Origin of the sequence: Rhodococcus sp. DT1 (assembly GCF_049844875.1) — a bacterium.
In the GTDB taxonomy this organism is placed as follows: Bacteria; Actinomycetota; Actinomycetes; order Mycobacteriales; family Mycobacteriaceae; genus Rhodococcus.
In genome coordinates this window covers 295,283-315,654 of the sequence record NZ_JBNCLW010000006.1, presented here as the reverse complement: position 1 = coordinate 315,654, position 20,372 = coordinate 295,283, and the positions used below count along the sequence as shown (strand labels likewise).

36 protein-coding genes are annotated in these 20,372 nt (G+C 65.0%); 34 read left to right on the top strand and 2 right to left on the bottom strand.

Translation table 11 applies throughout. The annotated features are described in order from the left end of the window. The first annotated feature begins 203 nt into the window (after positions 1 to 203). From rpsJ to map, 24 genes are all read left to right on the top strand, one after another. A complete protein-coding gene (gene rpsJ, locus ACLQ3J_RS17560) occupies positions 204 to 509 on the top strand; it encodes a 30S ribosomal protein S10 (RefSeq protein ID WP_003938093.1) in 306 nt (101 codons plus the stop codon). 28 nt (positions 510 to 537) lie between these two features. Continuing rightward, the gene (gene rplC / locus ACLQ3J_RS17555) at positions 538 to 1,191 is read left to right on the top strand and encodes a 50S ribosomal protein L3 (RefSeq protein ID WP_169619973.1); all 654 of its coding nucleotides are present in this window, start codon (positions 538 to 540) and stop codon (positions 1,189 to 1,191) included. Beyond that, on the top strand, positions 1,188 to 1,868 hold the full coding sequence (rplD, locus tag ACLQ3J_RS17550) for a 50S ribosomal protein L4 (RefSeq protein WP_169619972.1): 681 nt from the start codon (positions 1,188 to 1,190) through the stop codon (positions 1,866 to 1,868). Before rplC ends, rplD begins: the two co-directional genes overlap by 4 nt. After that, positions 1,865 to 2,170 (top strand): 50S ribosomal protein L23, encoded by a 306-nt coding sequence (gene rplW, locus ACLQ3J_RS17545; protein WP_072813738.1) that lies wholly within the window; start codon positions 1,865 to 1,867, stop codon positions 2,168 to 2,170. Before rplD ends, rplW begins: the two co-directional genes overlap by 4 nt. Positions 2,171 to 2,208: 38 nt before the next feature. Continuing rightward, entirely contained in the window at positions 2,209 to 3,042 is an 834-nt protein-coding gene (gene rplB, locus ACLQ3J_RS17540) for a 50S ribosomal protein L2 (RefSeq protein WP_169619971.1), read from the top strand. Positions 3,043 to 3,061: 19 nt separating this feature from the next. Next, positions 3,062 to 3,343 (top strand): 30S ribosomal protein S19, encoded by a 282-nt coding sequence (gene rpsS, locus ACLQ3J_RS17535; protein ID WP_072699610.1) that lies wholly within the window; start codon positions 3,062 to 3,064, stop codon positions 3,341 to 3,343. After that, positions 3,340 to 3,738 carry a 50S ribosomal protein L22 gene (gene rplV, locus ACLQ3J_RS17530; RefSeq protein WP_425904013.1) on the top strand — a complete coding sequence of 133 codons (399 nt, stop codon included), beginning with the start codon at positions 3,340 to 3,342 and terminating at the stop codon, positions 3,736 to 3,738. Before rpsS ends, rplV begins: the two co-directional genes overlap by 4 nt. After that, entirely contained in the window at positions 3,738 to 4,535 is a 798-nt protein-coding gene (gene rpsC, locus ACLQ3J_RS17525) for a 30S ribosomal protein S3 (RefSeq protein ID WP_072699608.1), read from the top strand. Before rplV ends, rpsC begins: the two co-directional genes overlap by 1 nt. 3 nt (positions 4,536 to 4,538) lie before the next feature. Then, positions 4,539 to 4,955: a 50S ribosomal protein L16 gene (gene rplP / locus ACLQ3J_RS17520; protein ID WP_072699607.1), complete on the top strand. Its 417-nt coding sequence runs from the start codon at positions 4,539 to 4,541 to the stop codon at positions 4,953 to 4,955. Then, the gene (gene rpmC, locus ACLQ3J_RS17515) at positions 4,955 to 5,191 is read left to right on the top strand and encodes a 50S ribosomal protein L29 (protein ID WP_072699606.1); all 237 of its coding nucleotides are present in this window, start codon (positions 4,955 to 4,957) and stop codon (positions 5,189 to 5,191) included. The genes rplP and rpmC overlap by 1 nt, the downstream gene beginning before the upstream one ends. After that, positions 5,188 to 5,472 carry a 30S ribosomal protein S17 gene (gene rpsQ, locus ACLQ3J_RS17510; protein WP_169619969.1) on the top strand — a complete coding sequence of 95 codons (285 nt, stop codon included), beginning with the start codon at positions 5,188 to 5,190 and terminating at the stop codon, positions 5,470 to 5,472. Before rpmC ends, rpsQ begins: the two co-directional genes overlap by 4 nt. Positions 5,473 to 5,770: 298 nt before the next feature. After that, on the top strand, positions 5,771 to 6,139 hold the full coding sequence (gene rplN, locus ACLQ3J_RS17505; protein ID WP_072699604.1) for a 50S ribosomal protein L14: 369 nt from the start codon (positions 5,771 to 5,773) through the stop codon (positions 6,137 to 6,139). Beyond that, positions 6,139 to 6,456 (top strand): 50S ribosomal protein L24, encoded by a 318-nt coding sequence (gene rplX / locus ACLQ3J_RS17500; RefSeq protein WP_072699603.1) that lies wholly within the window; start codon positions 6,139 to 6,141, stop codon positions 6,454 to 6,456. The genes rplN and rplX overlap by 1 nt, the downstream gene beginning before the upstream one ends. A gap of 1 nt (position 6,457) precedes the next feature. Next, the gene (gene rplE / locus ACLQ3J_RS17495) at positions 6,458 to 7,024 is read left to right on the top strand and encodes a 50S ribosomal protein L5 (RefSeq protein ID WP_169619968.1); all 567 of its coding nucleotides are present in this window, start codon (positions 6,458 to 6,460) and stop codon (positions 7,022 to 7,024) included. 4 nt (positions 7,025 to 7,028) lie between these two features. Then, positions 7,029 to 7,214, top strand: a complete 186-nt coding sequence (locus ACLQ3J_RS17490) for a type Z 30S ribosomal protein S14 (protein ID WP_006554598.1) — start codon at positions 7,029 to 7,031, stop codon at positions 7,212 to 7,214. A gap of 168 nt (positions 7,215 to 7,382) precedes the next feature. Beyond that, the gene (gene rpsH / locus ACLQ3J_RS17485) at positions 7,383 to 7,781 is read left to right on the top strand and encodes a 30S ribosomal protein S8 (protein ID WP_169619967.1); all 399 of its coding nucleotides are present in this window, start codon (positions 7,383 to 7,385) and stop codon (positions 7,779 to 7,781) included. A gap of 14 nt (positions 7,782 to 7,795) precedes the next feature. Next, positions 7,796 to 8,335, top strand: a complete 540-nt coding sequence (gene rplF / locus ACLQ3J_RS17480; RefSeq protein ID WP_169619966.1) for a 50S ribosomal protein L6 — start codon at positions 7,796 to 7,798, stop codon at positions 8,333 to 8,335. Between the two features lie 2 nt (positions 8,336 to 8,337). Beyond that, entirely contained in the window at positions 8,338 to 8,745 is a 408-nt protein-coding gene (gene rplR / locus ACLQ3J_RS17475; RefSeq protein WP_169619965.1) for a 50S ribosomal protein L18, read from the top strand. Between the two features lie 31 nt (positions 8,746 to 8,776). Then, positions 8,777 to 9,433, top strand: coding sequence for a 30S ribosomal protein S5 (gene rpsE / locus ACLQ3J_RS17470; RefSeq protein ID WP_169619964.1), 657 nt, complete (start codon positions 8,777 to 8,779; stop codon positions 9,431 to 9,433). Continuing rightward, on the top strand, positions 9,433 to 9,612 hold the full coding sequence (gene rpmD, locus ACLQ3J_RS17465) for a 50S ribosomal protein L30 (protein WP_006554593.1): 180 nt from the start codon (positions 9,433 to 9,435) through the stop codon (positions 9,610 to 9,612). The genes rpsE and rpmD overlap by 1 nt, the downstream gene beginning before the upstream one ends. 2 nt (positions 9,613 to 9,614) lie before the next feature. After that, positions 9,615 to 10,058: a 50S ribosomal protein L15 gene (rplO, locus tag ACLQ3J_RS17460; RefSeq protein ID WP_169619963.1), complete on the top strand. Its 444-nt coding sequence runs from the start codon at positions 9,615 to 9,617 to the stop codon at positions 10,056 to 10,058. 203 nt (positions 10,059 to 10,261) lie between these two features. Further along, positions 10,262 to 11,575 carry a preprotein translocase subunit SecY gene (secY, locus tag ACLQ3J_RS17455; protein WP_169619962.1) on the top strand — a complete coding sequence of 438 codons (1,314 nt, stop codon included), beginning with the start codon at positions 10,262 to 10,264 and terminating at the stop codon, positions 11,573 to 11,575. Then, positions 11,572 to 12,117 (top strand): adenylate kinase, encoded by a 546-nt coding sequence (locus ACLQ3J_RS17450; RefSeq protein WP_296551752.1) that lies wholly within the window; start codon positions 11,572 to 11,574, stop codon positions 12,115 to 12,117. The genes secY and ACLQ3J_RS17450 overlap by 4 nt, the downstream gene beginning before the upstream one ends. A gap of 18 nt (positions 12,118 to 12,135) precedes the next feature. After that, a complete protein-coding gene (map, locus tag ACLQ3J_RS17445; RefSeq protein ID WP_296551753.1) occupies positions 12,136 to 12,933 on the top strand; it encodes a type I methionyl aminopeptidase in 798 nt (265 codons plus the stop codon). Positions 12,934 to 12,942: 9 nt separating this feature from the next. Here the strand turns inward: map and dtd are convergent, their stop codons facing one another. Then, positions 12,943 to 13,380: a D-aminoacyl-tRNA deacylase gene (dtd, locus tag ACLQ3J_RS17440; protein WP_425904008.1), complete on the bottom strand. Its 438-nt coding sequence runs from the start codon at positions 13,378 to 13,380 to the stop codon at positions 12,943 to 12,945. Positions 13,381 to 13,564: 184 nt separating this feature from the next. Between dtd and infA the strand changes: the two genes are divergently transcribed. The 9 genes from infA to ACLQ3J_RS17395 all read left to right on the top strand — a co-directional run bounded on the left by infA (position 13,565) and on the right by ACLQ3J_RS17395 (position 18,553). Continuing rightward, positions 13,565 to 13,786 (top strand): translation initiation factor IF-1, encoded by a 222-nt coding sequence (gene infA, locus ACLQ3J_RS17435; protein ID WP_005140011.1) that lies wholly within the window; start codon positions 13,565 to 13,567, stop codon positions 13,784 to 13,786. 90 nt (positions 13,787 to 13,876) lie between these two features. Continuing rightward, positions 13,877 to 13,990, top strand: coding sequence for a 50S ribosomal protein L36 (gene rpmJ / locus ACLQ3J_RS17430; RefSeq protein WP_003938068.1), 114 nt, complete (start codon positions 13,877 to 13,879; stop codon positions 13,988 to 13,990). A gap of 212 nt (positions 13,991 to 14,202) precedes the next feature. After that, positions 14,203 to 14,571 (top strand): 30S ribosomal protein S13, encoded by a 369-nt coding sequence (gene rpsM, locus ACLQ3J_RS17425; RefSeq protein WP_072699592.1) that lies wholly within the window; start codon positions 14,203 to 14,205, stop codon positions 14,569 to 14,571. Beyond that, entirely contained in the window at positions 14,571 to 14,984 is a 414-nt protein-coding gene (gene rpsK, locus ACLQ3J_RS17420) for a 30S ribosomal protein S11 (protein ID WP_072699591.1), read from the top strand. Before rpsM ends, rpsK begins: the two co-directional genes overlap by 1 nt. A gap of 26 nt (positions 14,985 to 15,010) precedes the next feature. Next, on the top strand, positions 15,011 to 15,616 hold the full coding sequence (gene rpsD / locus ACLQ3J_RS17415) for a 30S ribosomal protein S4 (RefSeq protein ID WP_169619958.1): 606 nt from the start codon (positions 15,011 to 15,013) through the stop codon (positions 15,614 to 15,616). 99 nt (positions 15,617 to 15,715) lie between these two features. Continuing rightward, positions 15,716 to 16,777 carry a DNA-directed RNA polymerase subunit alpha gene (locus ACLQ3J_RS17410; RefSeq protein ID WP_169619957.1) on the top strand — a complete coding sequence of 354 codons (1,062 nt, stop codon included), beginning with the start codon at positions 15,716 to 15,718 and terminating at the stop codon, positions 16,775 to 16,777. A 30-nt stretch (positions 16,778 to 16,807) separates the two neighbouring features. Beyond that, positions 16,808 to 17,359 (top strand): 50S ribosomal protein L17, encoded by a 552-nt coding sequence (rplQ, locus tag ACLQ3J_RS17405; protein WP_169619956.1) that lies wholly within the window; start codon positions 16,808 to 16,810, stop codon positions 17,357 to 17,359. A 5-nt stretch (positions 17,360 to 17,364) separates the two neighbouring features. Next, the gene (gene truA / locus ACLQ3J_RS17400) at positions 17,365 to 18,282 is read left to right on the top strand and encodes a tRNA pseudouridine(38-40) synthase TruA (protein ID WP_169619955.1); all 918 of its coding nucleotides are present in this window, start codon (positions 17,365 to 17,367) and stop codon (positions 18,280 to 18,282) included. Positions 18,283 to 18,352: 70 nt separating this feature from the next. Beyond that, a complete protein-coding gene (locus ACLQ3J_RS17395) occupies positions 18,353 to 18,553 on the top strand; it encodes a transcriptional regulator (RefSeq protein WP_425904005.1) in 201 nt (66 codons plus the stop codon). Positions 18,554 to 18,590: 37 nt separating this feature from the next. Here ACLQ3J_RS17395 and ACLQ3J_RS17390 read toward each other — a convergent pair whose 3' ends face one another. Continuing rightward, positions 18,591 to 19,733, bottom strand: a complete 1,143-nt coding sequence (locus ACLQ3J_RS17390; protein ID WP_169651619.1) for an acyl-CoA dehydrogenase family protein — start codon at positions 19,731 to 19,733, stop codon at positions 18,591 to 18,593. A 56-nt stretch (positions 19,734 to 19,789) separates the two neighbouring features. Here ACLQ3J_RS17390 and ACLQ3J_RS17385 point away from each other — a divergent pair, with 56 nt between their 5' ends. Beyond that, complete coding sequence (locus ACLQ3J_RS17385) at positions 19,790 to 20,371, top strand: TetR/AcrR family transcriptional regulator (protein ID WP_425904004.1); 582 nt, start codon at positions 19,790 to 19,792, stop codon at positions 20,369 to 20,371. Position 20,372: the final 1 nt, after the last annotated feature.

The window sequence follows — 20,372 nt, the reverse complement described above, 5'->3', positions numbered from 1 at the left end:
GAATGAGCGACTGGGCGACACGCCCGACCGCGTGGACCGGAGAACAATGACAGATGAACAGCGGCAGCGGATCGGGTGACCCCGGCTCGCAATGTGTATTCCAGTGCTGTTCTCTGTCGCCGTTCCCCTGGGGAACTGTGCAGACGAGGTGGTTCCCGGCTTGATCGGGTGCTACGAAACGCGGCAAGAAAAGGACACTAAGCGTGGCGGGACAGAAGATCCGCATCAGGCTCAAGGCCTATGACCACGAGGCGATCGACGCATCTGCGCGCAAGATCGTCGAGACGGTCACCCGTACGGGTGCCCGCGTGGTCGGCCCGGTGCCGTTGCCTACAGAAAAGAACGTGTACTGCGTCATTCGTTCGCCGCACAAGTACAAGGACTCGCGCGAGCACTTCGAGATGCGTACCCACAAGCGGCTGATCGACATCCTCGACCCGACGCCGAAGACTGTCGACGCGCTCATGCGCATCGACCTTCCGGCGAGCGTCGATGTCAACATTCAGTGAGCTTCGGAAGACGCAGCGGAGATAACACATGACTAACCAGATCAAGGGAATCCTGGGCACCAAGCTCGGCATGACCCAGGTCTTCGACGAGAACAACCGGGTCGTTCCGGTGACCGTCGTCAAGGCCGGACCGAACGTGGTCACGCAGGTTCGCACCGAGGAGCGCGACGGCTACAACGCCGTGCAGCTCGCGTTCGGTGCCATCGCGCCTCGCAAGGTCAACAAGCCCGTCCGCGGCCAGTTCGACAAGGCCGGCGTGACCCCGCGTCGCCACCTCGTCGAGCTTCGCGTCGAGGACACCTCGGACTACGAGGTCGGCCAGGAGCTCACCGCAGAGGTTTTCGAGGACGGCGCATTCGTCGACGTCACCGGCACCTCCAAGGGCAAGGGCTTCGCCGGCACCATGAAGCGTCACGGCTTCGCGGGCCAGGGTGCCTCGCACGGTGCGCAGGCTGTGCACCGTCGTCCGGGTTCCATCGGTGGCTGCGCCACCCCGGGCCGCGTGTTCAAGGGCACGCGCATGTCCGGCCGGATGGGCTCCGACCGCATCACGACGCAGAACCTCTCGGTCCACAAGGTGGATGCCGAGAACGGTCTGCTCCTGATCAAGGGCGCGATCCCCGGCCGTAAGGGCGGCCTCGTGATCGTCAAGACTGCAGTGAAGGGTGGTGCACGGGCATGAGCACCGAGACCGCAACCAAGCTGACACTGGACGTCAAGGCGCCCGGTGGCCAGTCCAACGGCACCGTCGATCTCCCCTCGGAGATCTTCGACGCTCCCGCGAACATCGCGTTGCTGCACCAGGTCGTCGTCGCACAGCTTGCGGCGGCTCGCCAGGGCACGCACTCCACGAAGACTCGTGGCGAGGTCCGCGGCGGCGGCAAGAAGCCGTACCGCCAGAAGGGCACCGGCCGCGCCCGCCAGGGTTCGACCCGTGCACCGCAGTTCGTCGGTGGCGGCGTCGTCCACGGCCCGCAGCCGCGCGACTACTCGCAGCGCACCCCCAAGAAGATGAAGGCTGCCGCTCTCCGCGGTGCCCTCTCCGACCGGGCACGCAACGAGCGCATCCACGTGATCACCGAACTCGTCGCGGGTCAGACCCCGTCGACGAAGAGTGCTCGCACGTTCCTCGGCGAAATCAGCGACCGCAAGAAGGTCCTGCTCGTCGTCGGCCGTGAAGACGTGGCGGCGTGGAAGTCGGTGCAGAACCTTCCGAACGTCCACGCGCTCGCGCCGGATCAGCTGAACACCTACGACGTGCTCTACAGCGACGACGTTGTGTTCAGCGTCGAAGCGCTGAACGCGTTCATCCACGGCCCGGCAGAGTCCGGCCAGGAATTCAAGGAGGAGACCAAGTGAGCACGATCGCCGATCCGCGCGACATCCTGCTGGCTCCCGTCATCTCCGAGAAGTCCTATGGACTGATGGAAGACGGCACGTACACCTTCCTGGTTCACCCGGACTCGAACAAGACGCAGATCAAGATTGCCGTCGAGAAGGTCTTCGGCGTCAAGGTGACCAGCGTCAACACCGCGAACCGTCAGGGCAAGCGCAAGCGGACCCGCTCCGGTTACGGCAAGCGCAAGGACACCAAGCGCGCGCTCGTGACCCTGGCCGCCGACAGCAAGCCCATCGAGATCTTCGGAGGCCCGGTCGCGTAGCGATCGGAACTCTCGAGAGATAGAGGACGAGAAGACTCATGGCAATCCGTAAGTACAAGCCGACTACGCCGGGCCGTCGTGGCGCCAGCGTGTCGGACTTCGCCGAGATCACTCGGTCGACGCCCGAAAAGTCGCTGGTTCGCCCGCTTCACGGTCGTGGTGGACGTAATGCGCACGGTCGCATCACCACCCGGCACAAGGGTGGCGGCCACAAGCGCGCCTACCGCCTGATCGATTTCCGTCGCAACGACAAGGACGGAATCCCGGCGAAGGTCGCTCACATCGAGTACGACCCCAACCGCACCGCTCGCATCGCGCTGCTCCACTACGTGGACGGCGAGAAGCGCTACATCATCGCCCCCAAGGGCCTGATGCAGGGTGCTCCGGTCGAGTCCGGCCCCACGGCCGACATCAAGCCGGGTAACAACCTGCCGCTGCGCAACATCCCGACCGGTACCACCATCCACGCAGTCGAGCTGCGTCCGGGTGGCGGCGCCAAGATGGCACGTTCCGCCGGCGCGAGCATCCAGCTCCTCGGTAAGGAAGGCACCTACGCCACGCTGCGTATGCCGTCCGGTGAAATCCGTCGCGTCGACGTGCGCTGCCGCGCCACCGTCGGCGAGGTCGGCAACGCCGAGCAGTCGAACATCAACTGGGGTAAGGCCGGCCGTATGCGGTGGAAGGGCAAGCGCCCGACCGTCCGTGGTGTCGTGATGAACCCGGTCGACCACCCGCACGGTGGTGGCGAGGGCAAGACCTCGGGTGGTCGCCACCCGGTCAGCCCCTGGGGTAAGCCGGAAGGCCGTACCCGCAAGAACAAGGCGTCCGACAAGCTCATCGTCCGTCGCCGCCGTACCGGTAAAAAGCGCTAGTCAAGGAGGGAGTTAGAGAATGCCACGCAGCCTCAAGAAGGGCCCGTTCGTCGACGACCACCTCCTGGCGAAGGTCGACGTCCAGAACGAGAAGGGCACCAAGCAGGTCATCAAGACCTGGTCGCGCCGTTCCACGATTCTGCCGGACTTCATCGGTCACACGTTTGCCGTCCATGACGGACGCAAGCACGTGCCGGTGTTCATCTCGGATTCGATGGTCGGCCACAAGCTCGGTGAATTCGCACCGACCCGTACGTTCAAGGGCCACATCAAGGACGACCGGAAGAGCAAGCGTCGATGAGCACTGAAACCACAACCAACAGCGCTCGGGCTGTTGCGCGCCACGTGCGCGTAACCCCGATGAAGGCGCGCCGCGTCGTCGACATCGTTCGCGGTAAGTCCGTCGAGGAAGCCCTCGCAATCCTCAAGTTCGCGCCGCAGGCCGCGGCCGAGCCGGTCGCCAAGGTGATCGCCTCTGCCGCTGCGAACGCGGAGAACAATTACAACCTCGACCCCAGCACGCTCGTCGTCGCGACGGCGTATGTGGACGAGGGTGCGACCCTGAAGCGGTTCCAGCCGCGTGCCCAGGGCCGTGCGTTCCGAATCCGCAAGCGGTCGAGCCACATCACCGTGATCGTGGAAAGCGTCGCATCTCGGTCGGGTTCGACTCGCAACCGCCGGAAGGGAGCTCAGTAGTGGGCCAGAAGATCAACCCGCACGGCTTCCGTCTGGGCATCACCACCGACTGGAAGTCGCGTTGGTACGCAGACAAGCAGTACGCGGAATACGTCAAGGAAGACGTCGCGATCCGTAAGTTCCTGGCCTCCGGCCTCGAGCGTGCAGGCATCGCGAAGGTCGAAATCGAGCGCACCCGTGACCGTGTGCGTGTGGACATCCACACCGCACGCCCGGGCATCGTCATCGGTCGCCGCGGCGCCGAGGCCGATCGCATTCGCGCCGAGCTCGAGAAGCTGACCGGTAAGCAGGTCCAGCTGAACATCCTCGAGGTCAAGAACTCGGAGTCCGAGGCTCAGCTGGTGGCGCAGGGCGTCGCCGAGCAGCTCTCGAACCGTGTTGCCTTCCGTCGGGCGATGCGCAAGGCCATTCAGTCGGCCATGCGTCAGCCCAACGTCAAGGGCATCCGCGTGCAGTGCTCGGGCCGCCTCGGTGGCGCCGAGATGTCGCGCTCGGAGTTCTACCGTGAGGGTCGGGTTCCGCTGCACACGCTGCGTGCGGACATCGACTACGGCCTGTACGAGGCCAAGACCACCTTCGGTCGTATCGGCGTGAAGGTCTGGATCTACAAGGGCGACATCGTTGGTGGCCGTCGTGAGCTCGCTGCTGCTGCAGCTGCTCCCGCCGACCGTCCGCGTCGTGAGCGTCCCAGCCGCCCGCGTCGTTCCGGCGCGTCGGGCACCACGGCGACGAGCACCGACGCCGGCCGCGCAGCCTCGGCCGACGCCCCCGCTTCGACTGAGAACAAGGAGGGCTGACGCATGTTGATCCCACGGCGGGTCAAACACCGCAAGCAGCACCATCCGAGCCGTACGGGTGCCGCCAAGGGCGGAACCCAGGTGACCTTCGGTGAGTGGGGCATCCAGGCTCTCGAGCCGGCCTACATCACCAACCGGCAGATCGAGTCCGCTCGTATCGCCATGACCCGGCACATCAAGCGTGGCGGCAAGATCTGGATCAACATCTTCCCGGATCGCCCCCTCACGAAGAAGCCGGCCGAAACCCGCATGGGTTCCGGTAAGGGTTCCCCCGAGTGGTGGGTCGCGAACGTCAAGCCCGGTCGGGTCCTGTTCGAGATGAGCTACCCGAACGAGGAGATTGCTCGCGAGGCCCTGCGTCGCGCGATGCACAAGCTCCCCTGCAAGTGCCGCATCGTGACGAGGGAGGAGCAGTTCTGATGGCTACCGGTACCCCCGCCGCGGAACTCCGCGAGCTGAGCGACGCAGAGCTGGCCGACAAGGTCCGTGAGTTCAAGGAAGAGCTGTTCAACCTGCGCTTCCAGATGGCCACCGGACAGTTGGACAACAACCGTCGGCTGCGTGTCGTTCGCAACGAGATCGCACGTATCTACACGGTGCTGCGCGAGCGTGAGCTCGGACTGGCCACCGGCCCGAACACGGGTGATGTGGCATGAGTGAGGAAAAGACAGTGAGCACAAACGAAGACCGCGCGAGCCGCAAGGTTCGCATCGGCTATGTCGTCTCGGACAAGATGGAAAAGACCATCGTTGTCGAGCTCGAGGATCGTGTGAAGCACCCGCTGTACGGCAAGATCATCCGCCGTACCACCCGGGTGAAGGCACACGACGAGAACAGCCTCGCCGGCGTCGGCGACCGCGTGCAGCTGATGGAGACCCGTCCGCTGTCCGCGTCGAAGCGGTGGCGTCTGGTCGAGGTGCTCGAGAAGGCCAAGTAGGCTTCCGGCATCGTCGGTGAAGTACCTCGACAGCACCCCCGGCACCCGATCACTCGGGTGGTGGGGGTGCTGTTCTTCGCCGTAGTGACGTACGGAACGGGCCGGCACAGCCGGACCCGGGGCATGGGACCGAGCACACGGTTCGCTAATTTGCCCTGGGTACGGTATATGGCCTACTCTGGACGGGTTGCTCACGGGACCCGTGCGCCCAGCGTATGTGCGCCGCGAGCAAACGACGACCGCGTACGTCCAGGTCGGAAATCTGACGTACATACCAATCCAGGTCAAGGAGAAGTAAGTGATCCAGCAGGAGTCGCGACTGCGCGTCGCCGACAACACGGGTGCCAAGGAGATTCTCTGCATCCGCGTTCTCGGTGGCTCGTCCCGTCGCTACGCCGGTATCGGTGACATCATCGTCGGCACCGTCAAGGAGGCGATCCCCGGCGGCAACGTCAAGCGTGGTGAGGTCGTCAAGGCCGTTATCGTGCGCACCACCAAGGAGCGCCGCCGGCCGGACGGCTCGTACATCAAGTTCGACGAGAACGCTGCCGTCCTCATCAAGGGCGACAACGATCCTCGCGGAACCCGCATCTTCGGACCCGTCGGTCGCGAGCTTCGCGACAAGCGCTTCATGAAGATCGTCTCGCTTGCTCCGGAGGTGCTGTGATGAAGGTGCACAAGGGCGACACCGTTCTCGTCATCTCGGGTAAGGACAAGGGCGCCAAGGGCAAGGTCATCGAGGCCTACCCGAAGCAGAACCGTGTCCTCGTCGAGGGCGTGAACCGCATCAAGAAGCACACCGCAGTCTCGGCCAACGAGCGTGGTGCCTCCACCGGCGGCATCGTCACGCAAGAGGCCCCGATCCACGTTTCCAACGTTGCGGTCATCGACTCGGACGGCAACGCCACGCGCGTGGGCTACCGCGTCGACGAGGAGACCGGCAAGCGCGTTCGGATTTCCCGGAAGAACGGGAAGGACATCTGACATGACCACCACTGAGACCAAGACCATGCCGCGCCTGAAGGTGCGGTACCGCGAGGAGATCCGCGACGCGCTGCAGTCGGAATACGGCTACGCGAACGTCATGCAGATCCCCGGCGTCGTGAAGGTCGTCGTCAACATGGGTGTCGGCGACGCCGCCCGCGACGCGAAGCTGATCAACGGCGCGGTCAACGACCTCGCCCTGATCACCGGCCAGAAGCCCGAGATCCGCAAGGCACGTAAGTCCATCGCACAGTTCAAGCTGCGCGAAGGCATGCCGATCGGTGCCCGCGTCACGCTTCGTGGCGACCGCATGTGGGAGTTCCTGGACCGTCTCGTGTCCATCGCGCTGCCCCGTATCCGGGACTTCCGCGGCCTCAACGGCAACCAGTTCGACGGAAACGGCAACTACACGTTCGGCCTGAACGAGCAGTCGATGTTCCACGAGATCGACGTGGACAAGATCGACCGCCCGCGCGGCATGGACATCACCGTCGTCACGACCGCCACCAACAACGAAGAAGGCCGTGCCCTGCTCAAGCACCTCGGCTTCCCGTTCAAGGAGAACTGAGCCCATGGCTAAGAAGGCACTGGTCAACAAGGCCAACAAGAAGCCGAAGTTCGCGGTGCGCGCCTACACCCGCTGCCAGCGCTGCGGACGCCCGCATTCGGTCTTCCGCAAGTTCGGACTCTGCCGCATCTGCCTTCGCGAGATGGCACACCGCGGTGAGCTTCCGGGAGTTCACAAGAGCTCCTGGTGACGTGAACGGTGGGCGGAGCGCCGACGGCCTCCGCCCACCGCCACGCTGTCATGGGTCTGCGGCATCTGCCGCGGACCCGCATCGAAACCGAGTTCGATGTAGGCCCACGGCCGGGATATATCCCGGTGTTGTATGGGAACCGCACCGAGAAAGGTGTACAGGTCAGCCATGACCATGACCGACCCCATCGCAGACTTCTTGACACGTCTGCGTAACGCCAATACGGCGTACCACGACGAGGTCAAGCTCCCGTCCTCGAAGATCAAGGTGAACATCGCCGAGATCCTCAAGCGCGAGGGCTACATCTCCGACTACCGCACCGAGGACGCCGAGGTGGGCACGACCCTCATCGTCGACCTCAAGTACGGCCCTTCCCGTGAGCGCAGCCTTGCAGGCGTGCGCCGCGTGTCGAAGCCCGGCCTGCGCGTGTACGCGAAATCCACCAACCTGCCCAAGGTCCTGGGCGGCCTCGGCGTGGCGATTATCTCCACGTCTTCCGGCCTGCTCACCGATCGCCAGGCGGCCAAGCAGAAGGTGGGCGGGGAAGTCCTCGCCTACGTCTGGTAAGGGAGGCCACCACAATGTCGCGAATCGGAAAACTCCCCGTAGTCGTCCCCTCGGGTGTCGAGGTGAACATCGATGGCCAGGCCGTCGCAGTGAAGGGCCCCAAGGGCAACCTCTCGCTGACGGTCGCCGAGCCCATCGTCGTCACCAAGGGTGATGACGGAGCAATCAACGTCACGCGTCCGAACGACGAGCGTCGCAGCCGTGCGCTGCACGGTCTGTCCCGGACCCTGGTGCAGAACCTCATCGTCGGCGTGACCGAGGGCTACACCACGAAGATGGAAATCTTCGGTGTCGGCTACCGCGTGGCACTCAAGGGTAAGGACCTCGAGTTCTCCCTGGGCTACAGCCACCCGGTGCTGATCGAAGCGCCCGAGGGCATCACGTTTGCCGTCGAGACCCCGACGAAGTTCTCGATCACGGGGATCGACAAGCAGAAGGTCGGCCAGATCGCTGCCAACATCCGCCGGCTGCGCAAGTCCGACCCGTACAAGGGCAAGGGCATCCGCTACGAGGGTGAACAGGTCCGTCGCAAGGTCGGAAAGACGGGTAAGTGATCATGAGCCAGACCGAGAACCAGAAGGCAAAGCGCATTCCGCGCGGCAAGGACGTGTCCACCACGCGTCGCCTCTCGAAGACGCGTCGTCACTTCCGCCTCCGCAAGAAGATCTCCGGCACCACCGAGCGTCCGCGTCTCGTCGTGAACCGGTCGTCGCGTCACATGCATGTGCAGTTGATCGACGACCTGACGGGTACGACCCTCGCCGCAGCTTCGACCATCGAACCCGATGTGCGTGCTGTCGAGGGCGACAAGAAGGCTCGTGGCGCGAAGGTCGGTCAGCTGATCGCCGAGCGCGCCAAGGCTGCCGGCGTGGAGGCCGTGGTCTTCGACCGCGGTGGCCACACCTACAGCGGCCGCATCGCGGCCCTCGCGGACGCGGCTCGCGAAAGCGGGTTGAAGTTCTGATGATGACTTTTTCGAACGGAAGGAACGCCTGATGCCGGGACGTCAGCGGCGTGACGGCGGCAGCGGCCCTGCCGGCCAGAACCCCAACAGCAGCAGCAGCGGTGACAACCGCGGCGGTCGTGACCGCCGTGACCGCGACTCGCGTGGCGGCAACGCTGCCGAGAAGTCGAACTACATCGAGCGTGTCGTCTCGATCAACCGTGTGTCGAAGGTCGTCAAGGGCGGCCGTCGCTTCAGCTTCACCGCTCTGGTGATCGTGGGCGACGGTAACGGCTTGGTCGGCGTCGGCTACGGCAAGGCCAAGGAAGTTCCCGCGGCCATCCAGAAGGGCGTCGAAGAGGCTCGCAAGGGCTTCTTCCGCGTGCCGATGATCGCCACCACCATCACTCACCCGGTTCAGGGTGAGGCCGCAGCAGGCATCGTCATGCTGCGTCCGGCTTCGCCGGGTACCGGTGTTATCGCCGGTGGCGCGGTGCGTGCCGTGCTGGAGTGCGCGGGCATCTCCGACATCCTGTCGAAGTCCCTGGGCTCCGACAACGCCATCAATGTGGTGCACGCGACGGTTGCGGCTCTCAAGAGCCTGCAGCGTCCGGAAGAGGTTGCGGCTCGCCGTGGTCTCTCCCTCGAGGAAGTTGCCCCCGCCGGCATGCTTCGCGCCCGTGCACAGGCTGCTGGGAGCGTGAAGTAATGGCAGAGCTGAAGATCACCCAGATCAAGAGCACCATCGGCGCCAAGTCGAATCAGCGGGACAGCCTGCGCACCCTCGGTCTGCGGAAGATCCGTCAGTCCGTCGTCCGCGAGGACAATGCGCAGAACCGTGGCTTGATCAACGTGGTGCGTCACCTCGTGACCGTTGAGGAGGTCTGAAAATGACCATCAAGCTGCATCACCTGCGCCCGGCTCCGGGCGCGAAGACCGAAAAGACCCGCGTCGGACGTGGCGAGGGTTCCAAGGGCAAGACCGCTGGTCGCGGTACGAAGGGTACGAAGGCACGTAAGAACGTGTCGGCAGCCTTCGAAGGTGGCCAGATGCCGATTCACATGCGTCTCCCGAAGCTCAAGGGCTTCAAGAACGCATTCCGCACCGAGTACCAGATCGTCAATGTCGGCGACATCGCACGGGTGTTCCCCGAGGGTGGCCAGATCGGCATCGACGAGCTCGTCTCGAACGGACTGGTCCGCAAGAACCAGCTCGTGAAGGTGCTCGGCGAGGGCGAGCTGTCGGTGGCCGTGCAGGTCACCGCCAACAAGTTCTCGGGCTCCGCCAAGGAAAAGATCGCCGCTGCCGGCGGCACCACGACCGAACTGGTCTGACCTGTTCGATCATGTGAGCCAAGGCTCGCGAACGGCCGCGTTGCAGAACCCTGCATCGCGGCCGTTCGTGCTTTCACCGAGTTGAAGTACGCTACCGGCGTACTCGCCCGCTGAGGGCACACTGTTAGAGTTTTAGAGTTGTCTACTTTTCCGACGGGTCCGAAGTCGACCCGCCGTCCCCGATCGGCCTGCCAGGAGGATCTTTGCTTTCCGCCTTCGTTTCGGCCCTCAGGACACCGGACCTGAGGCGGAAGATTCTCATCGCCCTCGGTCTCGTGGCCCTGTATCGCCTCGGTGCGACCGTGCCGTCCCCGGGCGTCGACTACGGCAACGTCCAGGCCTGTGTCGATCAGCTTGCCGGTGGTGATCAAGCCGGCATCTACTCGTTGATCAATCTCTTCTCCGGTGGTGCGCTGCTGCAGCTGTCGGTGTTCGCGATCGGCATCATGCCGTTCATTACCGCGAGCATCATCGTCCAGTTGCTCACCGTCGTCATCCCTCGCTTCGAGGAGTTGCGCAAGGAAGGCCAGTCCGGCCAGGCCAAGATGACGCAGTACACGCGTTATCTGGCCGTCGCACTCGCTGTTCTCCAAGCCACCGGCATCGTGGCCCTCGCGGCCCGTGGGCAGCTGCTTCAGGGCTGTTCCGAGCCGATCCTCGCCGATGACAGCATCTTCGCGATGGTCATCATCGTCCTGGTCATGACCGCCGGTGCCGCCGTCGTCATGTGGTTCGGCGAACTCATCACCGAGCGCGGTGTCGGCAACGGTATGTCGCTGCTGATCTTCTCGGGTATCGCTGCGGCGCTCCCGACCGAGGGTCGCACCATCCTCGAGTCGCGCGGCGGCCTCGTCTTCGCGATCGTCTGTGTGGTGGCCCTGGTCATCATCACCGGCGTCGTGTTCGTCGAGCAGGGCCAGCGCCGTATCCCGGTCCAGTACGCCAAGCGCATGGTGGGCCGGCGCATGTACGGCGGTTCGTCGACGTACCTGCCGCTCAAGGTCAACCAGGCCGGCATCATCCCGGTCATCTTCGCGTCGTCGCTGCTGTACCTGCCGAACCTCATCGGGCAGCTCACCGGCGCGACATCGGCGGTCGAGCCGAACTGGTGGCAGCGCATCGTCAACACGTACCTGATCGATCCGAGCAACCCCGTCTACATCTCGATCTACTTCGCGTTGATCGTCTTCTTCGTGTTCTTCTACGTCGCGATCACCTTCAACCCGGAGGAACGCGCCGACGAGATGAAGAAGTACGGCGGCTTCATTCCGGGCATCCGTCCGGGCCGGCCCACCGCCGAGTACCTCAGCTTCGTGCTCAACCGCATCACGGTCCCGGGCTCGATCTACCTCGGTCTCATCGCAACCCTGCCGAACTTCTTCTTGTCCGGGGGCCAGACCGCCTCGAGCATTTTCGGTGGCGCCGCGGTGCTCATTCTTGTCAGTGTCGCGCTGGACACCGTCAAGCAGATCGAAAGTCAATTGATGCAGCGTAACTACGAAGGGTTCCTCAAGTGAGACTTGTACTCCTCGGTCCTCCCGGTGCCGGAAAGGGCACGCAGGCCGCGATCCTGTCCGACAAGCTCGGTGTCCCCGCGATCTCGACCGGCGATCTGTTCCGCGCCAACATCGGGCAGGGAACGCCGCTCGGCGTCGAGGCCAAGAAGTACATCGACGCAGGAGACCTCGTACCCGCGGAGATCACGAACAACATGGTGCGTGACCGTCTCGGCGAGCCCGACGCGGCACACGGCTTCCTTCTCGACGGCTTCCCGCGCAGCGTCGAGCAGGCCAAGGAACTCGAGAACATCCTGCAGGACCTCGGGGTGGCCCTCGACGGCGTGCTGTCCTTCGTCATCGACGAGGACGTCGTCGTCGGGCGCATGCTCGCTCGCGGCCGCGCCGACGACACCGAGGACGTCATCCGTAATCGCCTCCGGGTCTACCGCGAGGAGACAGCTCCGCTGCTCGACTACTACCGCGACGCGATCATCACGGTCGACGCCATCGGTGAGGTCGAGGAGATCAACGCCCGGGCGCTCGCAGCGCTCGGCAAGTAACACGTAGGAAGTTTCGACATGGGTTTCGGGCGCAAGCGCAAGGTGGTTCCGTTCCGTACGGCCGGTGAACTCGACGCGATGGCGGCCGCCGGCGCGATCGTCGGTGCCGCACTCGTTGCGGTGAGGGATGCGGCGAAGCCGGGCGTGAGCACCCTGGAACTCGACCGGGTGGCGGAAGCGGTGATCCGTGATGCGGGCGCCGTTCCGTCCTTCCTGGGATACCACGGTTTCACCGGTTCGATCTGCTCGTCGGTCAACGACCGCGTGGTCCACGGCATCCCGTCGGCGGACGACATCCTCGCCGAAGGCGATCTGGTCTCCATCGACTGCGGCGCGATCCTCGACGGCTGGCACGGCGACTCGGCATGGACATTCGGGGTCGGTGAACTCGCACAGGACGACGCCGAGCTGAGTGAGGCGACGCGGCTGTCGATGGAGGCCGGCATTGCGGCGATGCTTCCGGGCAACCGTCTCACCGACGTCTCGCACGCGATCGAGAACGGCACGCACGCCGCCGAGAAGCTGTTCGGCCGTTCCTTCGGGATCGTGGACGGCTACGGCGGCCACGGCATCGGCCGCGAAATGCACATGGAGCCCTTCCTGGCGAACGAAGGCGCGCCCGGCAAGGGACCGCAACTGGTGGTCGGATCGGTGCTCGCGATCGAGCCCATGCTCACTCTCGGCACGTACGAGACCGAGGTGCTCGAGGACGACTGGACCGTGGTCACGTCGGACGGCAGCCGCGCCGCGCATTGGGAGCACACCGTCGCGGTCACCGAGTCGGGCCCGCGCATCCTCACGCTGCGCCCCGAGTAGCGGCGTTCGTCACACCTCGACGATCAGGGTTACCGGCCCGTCGTTGACGAGGCTCACCTCCATGTGTGCGCCGAACACTCCCGTTTCGACGTGTGCGCCGAGCGCACGCAACGCGGACGTGAACTCCTCGACGAGAGGTTCCGCCACACTGCGCGGCGCCGCCGCCGACCAGGACGGCCGCCGGCTCTTCCGGGTGTCGGCCATCAGCGTGAACTGGCTGACGACCAGCACCGGAGCGCCCACATCGGACGCAGATCTCTCGTCGTAGAGGATGCGCATCGTCCACACCTTGCGGGCGAGTGTCGCCGCTGTCGCCGCGTCGTCGTCGTGGGTCACCCCCACGAGCACGAGCAGACCGTGCCCGCCGGGTGGGGGAGTGATCCGGGCAACCTCGTCGCCCTCCACCGCAACCGACGCGGTCGTCACCCGCTGAATCAGCGCCCGCAACTCGTGTCCTCCTCGTCCGTCTCCATTTGGCCTGGTGGGAAAACTCCCGTAGCATTGACCGGTGGTGCGCGCTGCGCTCCGGGTCGGTACGTGTCGAATCTCGATTCGCGCGACTTCCGGAGGCCGAGCGTCACGGTATCGGATGCCGATGCAACCACACATCGAACGACGGATCGCGGAGGATATGGCTAAGAAAGACGGGGCAATCGAGGTCGAGGGCCGGGTTGTCGAACCACTGCCCAATGCGATGTTCCGCATCGAGCTGGAGAACGGTCATAAAGTTCTGGCCCATATCAGCGGCAAGATGCGCCAGCACTACATTCGTATCCTTCCCGAGGACCGCGTGGTCGTGGAGCTTTCGCCCTACGACTTGACGCGTGGACGCATCGTCTACCGGTACAAGTAGAAGCTTCCCCGGCTATACGGTCGGGGGGAACCCTGTCTTCGGTCGCGGTCAGCCGTGTCCGGGGGCGCACATACAGGAGATCGGACGCACGTGAAGGTTCAGCCTAGCGTCAAGAAGATCTGCGAGAAGTGCAAGGTGATCCGTCGTAACGGACGGGTCATGGTGATCTGCGAGAACCTGCGTCACAAGCAGCGTCAGGGCTAGATCGGACCTTCGTCTCGAAGATCTGCTTGGCAACAAGCAAAGAAGACCTTCCAGCACCAGTCGCACGGTTACGATCCTCGATCAGTCGAGGAGCTGTGCGATCAACCCCCGGTTCGGAGGCCGGGGCCCCACTGTGTTTATCGACTTACACAGTTTTTCGACGCAGGGGACGGGCTGGGAGAAGACCTCCGCACACCGAATAGGAATGCCACATGGCACGTCTCGCAGGTGTCGATCTACCCCGTGAAAAGCGGATGGAGATCGCACTCACTTACATCTACGGCATCGGCCGTACGCGCTCCCAGGAAATCCTTGCGGCAACCGGCGTGAACCCGGATCTGCGCAGCAAGGATCTGTCCGACGAGGATCTCGCCAAGCTCCGCGAGCACATCGAGGAAAGCTACAAGGTCGAGGGTGACCTCCGCCGCGAGGTCCAGGCGGATATCCGCCGCAAGATCGAGATCGGCTGCTACCAGGGCCTGCGGCATCGTCGTGGTCTGCCCGTGCGTGGACAGCGCACCAAGACCAACGCCCGTACCCGCAAGGGTCCGAAGCGCACCGTCGCAGGAAAGAAGAAGTAATGCCTCCCAAGTCACGCACCGCCGGTCCGAAGAAGACCCAGAAGGCACGGCGCAGGGACAAGAAGAATGTTCCGCACGGCGCCGCTCACATCAAGAGCACCTTCAACAACACCATCGTGTCCATCACCGATCCCCAGGGCAACGTGATCTCCTGGGCGTCGTCGGGCCACGTCGGCTTCAAGGGTTCGCGCAAGTCGACCCCGTTCGCCGCCCAGCTCGCCGCCGAGAGCGCTGCCCGCAAGGCGCAGGAGCACGGTGTCAAGAAGGTCGACGTTTTCGTGAAGGGCCCCGGTTCGGGCCGCGAAACCGCGATCCGCTCCCTCCAGGCCGCAGGCCTCGAGGTCGGCACCATCTCCGACGTCACGCCCCAGCCGCACAATGGTTGCCGTCCGCCCAAGCGGCGTCGCGTCTAATACGGGAAAGGAAAAGGTTCTAAGTCATGGCACGTTATACCGGTCCCGTTACACGTAAGTCGCGTCGTCTCCGCGTCGACCTGGTCGGAGGCGATCAGGCCTTCGAGCGCCGCCCCTACCCGCCCGGCCAGCACGGCCGCGCGCGGATCAAGGAGAGCGAGTACCTGCTCCAGCTGCAGGAGAAGCAGAAGGCTCGCTTCTCCTACGGAATCATGGAGAAGCAGTTCCGTCGTTACTACGAGGAAGCCGCCAGCCGTCCCGGTAAGACCGGTGAGGTGCTGCTGACCATCCTCGAGTCGCGTCTGGACAATGTCGTCTACCGTGCCGGCCTCGCCCGCACGCGTCGTCAGGCTCGTCAGCTCGTCAGCCACGGCCACTTCCTGGTCAACGGCAAGAAGGTCGACGTTCCCAGCTACCGCGTCTCGCAGTACGACATCATCGATGTCCGCGAGAAGTCGCTGAGCACGCTGCCCTTCCAGGTGGCCCGTGAGACCCAGGGCGATCGCCCGATCCCGGGTTGGCTGCAGGTCGTCGGTTCGCGTCTGCGGGTGCTGGTTCACCAGCTGCCCGAGCGCGCACAGATCGACGTCCCGCTGCAGGAACAGCTCATCGTCGAGTACTACTCGAAGTAAGGCACTTCGTGCCGTGTGTTTCTCCGGTCCTTCGGGCCGGAGAAACACACACCCATCCACCAGGGCGTCAAATAGCGGACGCCCACAAGGAGGCAACAGATGCTCATTTCGCAGCGACCCACCCTGACCGAAGAGGTCATCGCTGACAACCGTTCGAAGTTCGTCATCGAACCCCTCGAGCCTGGCTTCGGGTACACACTCGGCAACTCGCTTCGTCGCACCCTGCTCTCCTCGATCCCGGGCGCAGCCGTCACCAGCATTCGCATCGACGGCGTGCTCCACGAGTTCACCACGGTTCCGGGGGTGAAGGAGGATGTCACCGACATCATCCTGAACCTCAAGGGCCTCGTGGTCGGCTCGGAAGAGGACGAGCCGGTCACCATGTACGTCCGCAAGCAGGGTCCCGGCACCGTTACGGCCGGCGACATCGTCCCCCCGGCCGGTGTCACCATTCATAACCCGGACCTGCACATCGCCACCCTGAACGACAAGGGAAAGCTGGAGATCGAGCTCGTCGTCGAGCGCGGTCGCGGCTACGTCCCCGCCGTCCAGAACAAGGCGTCCGGCGCCGAGATCGGCCGTATCCCGGTCGACTCGATCTACTCGCCGGTGCTCAAGGTGACGTACAAGGTGGAAGCGACCCGCGTCGAGCAGCGCACCGACTTCGATCGGCTGATTCTCGACGTGGAGACCAAGAACTCCATCACGGCGCGGGACGCGCTCGCTTCGGCGGGCAAGACCCTCGTGGAGCTCTTCGGTCTGGCTCGTGAGCTGAATGTCGAAGCAGAAGGTATCGAGATCGGTCCCTCGCCCGCCGAGGCCGACCACATCGCCTCCTTCGGACTTCCGATCGAGGACCTCGACCTCACGGTCCGGTCCTACAACTGCCTCAAGCGCGAAGGCGTTCACACCGTCGGTGAGCTCGTGGCACGCACGGAGTCCGATCTGCTCGACATCCGCAACTTCGGTCAGAAGTCCATCGATGAGGTCAAGGTCAAGCTGCACTCGCTCGGCCTGTCGCTCAAGGACAGCCCCGCTTCGTTCGACCCCAGCACCGTCGCCGGCTACGACGCCGCGACCGGTACCTGGAGCGACACCGAGCCCGGCTCCTTCAGTGAGCCCGACGGCAACGAGGACTACGCCGAGACCGAGCAGCTGTAGCAGCTCACGGTCCGTTACTAGGAGAAAATCATGCCCAAGCCCAAGAAGGGCGCCCGCTTCGGCGGGTCGGCCTCGCACCAGAAGGCGATCTTCGCCAACCTGGCCACCGCGCTCTTCGAGCACGGCCGCATCACCACCACCGAGTCCAAGGCCAAGGCCCTGCGCCCCTACGCCGAGAAGCTCGTCACGCACGCAAAGGCCAACACGTTGGCTTCGCGTCGTGAGGTGCTGAAGGTCCTCCGCAACAAGGACGTCGTCCACACGCTCTTCGCGGAGATCGGTCCTTCCTTCGAGGATCGCAACGGTGGCTACACCCGCATCATCAAGACGATGCCGCGCAAGGGCGACAACGCCCCCATGGCGGTCATCGAGCTCGTCCGTGAGAAGACGGTCAGCAACGAGGCGGATCGCGCTCGCCGCGTCGCCGCGTCGCAGTCTGCTCCGGCTGCCGAGGACAACGTGGTGGAGGCCGTGGAGGCCGACGCCACCGATGCCCAGGTCGAGAACGCGGATGCCGTCATCGAGTCGATCGAGGACGACACCGCTACGGCCGCCGATGCCGACGAGGCCAAGAAGGACTAGTTCCCTTGGTTTCGGCATCTGCTGAAGCACACGAGCCCGCCGACCCTTCCGAGGGCGGCGGGCTCGTCGCTTCCCACGACCCCGCTGTTGCGGACGGGCCCGAGCTCACCCGGCTCCGGCTCGATATCGCGTACGACGGCACCGACTTCTCCGGATGGGCACGACAGCCCGGCCGCCGCACGGTGTGCGGCGAGATCGAGGAGAAACTCGGCGCGATCGTGCGTACCCCTGTGCTGCTCACCGTCGCGGGCCGCACCGACGCCGGGGTGCACGCCTCCGGTCAGGTCGCGCACGTCGACGTGCCCACGGCGGCACTGCCCGATGACCCTTCGCGCTGGATCCGGCGACTGGCACGGTTCCTTCCGCGCGATATCCGGGTGACCGGAATCTCCGTGGCGCCGGAGCATTTCGATGCGCGGTTCTCCGCGATCCGCCGCCACTACGAATATCGATTGACGACGGCGCCGTACGGTGCGGAGCCGTTGCGTGCGCGCGACACCGTGGCGTGGCCGAAGACCGTCGACCTCGAGGCCATGCAGCGCGCATCCCGATCGCTTCTCGGATTGCACGATTTCGCCGCGTTCTGCAAACGCCGCGACGGCGCCACGACGGTCCGCGAACTCCAGCGCTACGACTGGTCGCGGGACGGTGACATTCTCACCGCCTATGTCAGCGCCGACGCGTTCTGCTGGTCGATGGTGCGAAGCCTCGTCGGTGCTGCCCTCGCCGTCGGTGAGGGCCGGCGCAGCGTCGAATGGATGACCGCGTTGCTGCAGGAGCGCGAGCGCGCCGCATCGGTGGCCGTCGCGCCCGCGCACGGACTCTCGCTCGTGCGCGTCGATTATCCGGCGGACGACGAACTCGCCGCACGCAATGTCGCGACCCGCGAAGTCCGCGGGCCCATCGTGCCGGGTTGCTGCTGAGGGTCTCGTCCCGTCCCATGTCGTGTCGCGCCGGTCGGCGCCGCGGGAGTCCGGCTGTCTTCGTGCTGCAGTGCTCCGGGAAACACTGCACCTGACGAACGGCAACCTGAACCGTCATCTCGAAGTGCTCGTCGACGCGGGACTGCTCGAGAGCACGCGTGAAGAAGGCAAAGGACGCACACGTACCTGGGTCACGATCACCCCGTCCGGTCGCGCCGCGCTCGACGCGGAGATCGCCGCGCTCCGCGCGCTGATCGGCGCGCACGACTAGACGGAGACTCGCCCGGTGCCGGAGACCGCCGGTCGGCTCAGCCGGCGAGGGACCGTGCGATCACCAGACGCTGAATCTGATTGGTGCCCTCGAAGATCTGCGTGATCTTGGCGTCGCGCATGAACCGTTCGACGGGGAAGTCGCGCGTGTACCCGTAGCCGCCGAGCACCTGCACGGCATCGGTGGTGACCTTCATGGCGGCGTCCGTCGCGACGAGTTTCGCAACCGAGGCCTGGCGCGAGTAGGGGAGACCCGCGTCCTTGCGGCGCGCGGCGTCGAGGTAGGTGGCGCGGGCGGAGTCCACTGCCGCCGCCATGTCGGCGAGGACGAATCCGAGACCCTGGTGGTCGATGATGCGCTTGCCGAACGCCTTGCGTTCCTTGGCGTAGGCGGTGGCCTCGTCGAGCGCTGCCTGTGCGATACCGGTGGCAACGGCGGCGATGCCGAGGCGGCCCGAATCCAGCGCGCTGAACGCGATGGGCAACCCCTGGCCTTCGGCGCCGATACGGCGGTCGGCGGGGACGAACGCGTCGTCGTAATGTGCTGCGGTGGTGGGAATCGCGTGCAGGCCCATCTTCTCCTCGGGCTTGCCGAAGCTCAGGCCCTCGGTTCCGTCGGGCACGAGGAAACACGAGATGCCCTTCGAACCGGTGTCCGCGGTACGAGCGAACAGCGTGTAGAAATCGGCCTTGCCACCGTTGGTGATCCACGCCTTCGATCCGGTGATGCGGTATCCACCGTCGACCGCGGTCGCCCGGCACGCGAGGGCGGCGGCATCCGATCCGGCCTGCGGCTCGGACAGGCTGTATGCGCCGATGGTGTTGCCACCGAGCATGTCCGGAAGCCACGCGTTCTTCTGTTCGTCGGTGCCGTGGGTGGCCAGAGCGAAACAGGAGAGGCCGTGCACACTCACCGCGACCGCGACCGCAGCCCACCGGGCTCCGAGTTCTTCGAGGACCTGGAGGTAGACCTCGTACGGCTGGTCGCCGCCGCCGAACTCTTCGGGGTACGGCAGGCTCAGCAGTCCGGCCGCACCGAGTGCCGGGAACACACCCTCCGGGAACGTCTCGGCGCGCTCGTGCTCGTCGACGCGCGGGGCCAATACCTTGTCGGCGACGTCGCGGGTCAGCTCGATCAGGTCGTAGGCCTCTTGGGTGGGCAGAAGACGCTCGACAGCCACAGGATTCCTCCCTCAGAAAACAGTACTGAGAACGATACTGCAGTACTGTCCTAAGTATGACAAGAGCGGAGACGCGCCGGACGACAGCGCGCCGGGCCCAACTGTTCGACCAGCTCGTCGCGATGTTTCTGGCCGAGGGCTTCACGCACCTCACCCTCGACGACATAGCCGCCCGCCTCCACTGCTCGAAGTCCACGCTCTACGCGCTCGCGGAGAACAAGGACCGGCTCGTCTACGCCGTCACGGTGCACTTCTTCCGGGGTGCCACCGAGCGCGTCGAAGCAGAACTCGCACGCAGTACAGGAGCGGAAGCGCGGATCCGCACCTACCTCGAGGCGGTCGGACGGCAACTCGAGCCGGCATCCGCGCGCTTCATGGAGGACATCGCCCGAACTCCCGTCGCCCGCGAGGTGTACGAGCGCAACACCCGGATGGCGGCAGATCGGGTGCGCATGCTGATCTCCGAGGGTGTCGACGCGGGCGATCTCCGCGACGTGCACGCGGCCTTCGTCGCCGACGTCGTCGCGTCCGTCATGGTGCGAATCCAGCAACGGCAGGTCGCCGAGGCCACGGGACTGGCCGACGCCCAGGCCTACCGCGAACTGGCGGCGCTCCTGACACACGGTCTCACCACCTGAC